We start from the raw sequence: 2,431 nt of genomic DNA on the forward strand, positions 1-2,431 counted from the left end.
GGATAAGGGAATACGTATCCTGTCTGAACTCAATCTGGGTCTGGCTTTGTTGCTCCTGGCGCTGGTCCTGTGTCTGGGACCAACCGTGCTTCTGCTGAAGTCATTTGTGGAAAATACGGGCGGTTATCTTTCGGAACTGGTGAGTAAAACGTTCAACCTTTACGCGTATGAGCCCAAGTCGAGCAACTGGCTGGGGGGCTGGACATTACTGTACTGGGGATGGTGGCTTTCATGGTCGCCGTTTGTGGGGATGTTCATCGCACGGGTCTCCCGCGGGCGAACCATTCGCGAGTTTGTCACCGGCGTGCTGTTTGTTCCCGCGGGTTTTACGCTAATGTGGATGACGGTGTTTGGTAACAGCGCGATCTATCTCATTATGAACCAGGGGGCCACAGACCTCGCCAATACTGTTCAGCAGGATGTGTCGCTGGCCCTGTTTAATTTCCTGGAGCATTTCCCGTTCTCTTCTGTGCTGTCATTCATTGCAATGGCGATGGTCATCGTCTTCTTTGTAACGTCTGCTGATTCGGGGGCAATGGTTGTGGATACTCTGGCATCAGGTGGAGTGGCAAACACACCCGTCTGGCAGCGAATATTCTGGGCCTCGCTCATGGGCATTGTTGCAATTGCGCTTCTCCTTGCCGGAGGGCTAAGTGCGCTGCAAACGGTGACAATAGCGAGTGCATTGCCCTTCTCAGTGATCTTACTAATATCCATATACGGACTTTTAAAAGCTTTGCGCCGGGATTTGACCAAGCGTGAAAGCCTGAGCATGGCGACAATTGCTCCTACGGCTGCACGTAACCCAATTCCTTGGCAGAGAAGGTTACGCAATATCGCGTATCTGCCGAAGCGATCTCTTGTGAAACGTTTTATGGACGACGTTATCCAGCCCGCCATGACGCTGGTTCAGGAGGAACTGAACAAGCAGGGGACGATAAGCCACATTAGTGATGCAGTCGACGATCGTATTCGTCTTGAAGTCGATTTGGGCAACGAGCTGAATTTTATATATGAAGTGAGGCTTCGCGGGTATATCTCACCGACCTTCGCGCTCGCCGCAATGGATAATGATGAGCAGCAGACTGAACAACATCGATATTATCGCGCTGAGGTTTATCTCAAAGAAGGCGGTCAAAATTATGATGTGATGGGCTGGAACCAGGAACAGCTGATTAATGACATACTGGACCAGTACGAAAAACACCTGCACTTCCTGCACCTGGTTCGTTAATAGCAACATGCCGTCCTGGGGGCGGCAATTATTATCTCGGCCGCAATATGAGGGAATGCAGAATGATTTCACGCTGGAAATGGATGCTGAAGCAGACAATTAAAAAACTATGGTTCAGGGCAACGTTATTCGCAATTGTCGCGATAATAACGGCCCTTTTATCAATTCTTTTTAAATCAATGATACCTGAGTCGGTTTCCGTGAAGGTTGGTGCGGAAGCAGTCGATAACATTCTGAACATACTGGCATCGAGTATGCTGGCAGTGACCACATTTTCGCTGAGTATCATGGTCACAGCCTACGGTTCAGCCACTACTAATGTGACTCCCAGAGCTACGCGTTTAGTTGTTGAAGACGTCACCACACAAAATGTACTGGCCACCTTCATCGGTTCTTTTCTCTTGAAGTGGTCAACAAAAACTGGCCACCGAGTTAGAGTTTTTCCAGTATCGATTTTCCGATTCGTTTGGGGGTAACCCACCGTTATATTCGTGCGGTCTTAGTGCGCTGTAATATCCAACGATATAGTCCGTTATGGCGTGAGCTGCCTCGCTGAAGCTTACGTAACCCACCACCGGCATCCATTCGTTCTTCAGACTCCTGAAGAAGCGTTCCATTGGGCTGTTATCCCAGCAGTTTCCGCGCCGGCTCATACTCTGCCTGATCTGGTATCGCCACAATAACTGCCGGAACTGCCTGCTCGTATAATGACTGCCTGATCGCTGTGGAACATCACCCCGCCGGGCTTACCACGGGTTTCCCATGCCATTTCCAGCGCTTTCATGGTGAGCCTGCTGTCCGGCGAGAACGACATGGCCCAGCCCACTGGTTTTCTTGCGAACAGGTCGAGAACAACGGCGAGGTACGCCCAGCGCTTACCCGTCCAGATATAGGTCACATCACCGCACCACACCTGATTTGGCTCGGTCACGGCGAACTGCCTTTCAAGGTAGTTAGGGATAGCAACATGTTCATGACCACCACGTTTATACCGGTGAGTCGGCTGCTGACAGCTGACCAGCCCCAGCTCTTTCATGAGCCTGCCAGCAAGCCAGCGTCCCATCTGGTAGCCTCTCCGGGTTGCCATTGTGGCGATGCTTCTTGCTCCGGCCGAACCGTGGCTGATGCCATGTAGCTCAAGTACCTGACTGCGTAATACAGCCCGTCTGCCGTCTGGTTTTTCAGGACGGTTTTTCC

1 protein-coding gene and 2 pseudogenes are annotated in these 2,431 nt (G+C 51.3%); 2 read left to right on the forward strand and 1 reads right to left on the reverse strand.

Annotation, left to right across the window (positions count from 1 at the left end; all coding sequences use genetic code 11):
• Positions 1–1,234: BCCT family transporter (locus tag RTW80_RS24055; RefSeq protein ID WP_312720539.1), on the forward strand; the 1,234-nt coding region annotated here is incomplete at its 5' end.
• Positions 1,235–1,296: 62 nt separating this feature from the next.
• Positions 1,297–1,635, forward strand: a pseudogene (locus RTW80_RS24060) (DUF2254 family protein); the annotation flags it as partial.
• A 9-nt stretch (positions 1,636–1,644) separates the two neighbouring features.
• On the opposite strand, the pseudogene RTW80_RS24065 reads toward RTW80_RS24060, so the two are convergent.
• Positions 1,645–2,431 (reverse strand): annotated as a pseudogene (locus tag RTW80_RS24065) (IS3-like element IS911 family transposase); the annotation flags it as partial.

Origin of the sequence: Escherichia sp. AM3 (assembly GCF_032029835.1) — a bacterium.
In the GTDB taxonomy this organism is placed as follows: Bacteria; Pseudomonadota; Gammaproteobacteria; order Enterobacterales; family Enterobacteriaceae; genus Escherichia; species Escherichia coli.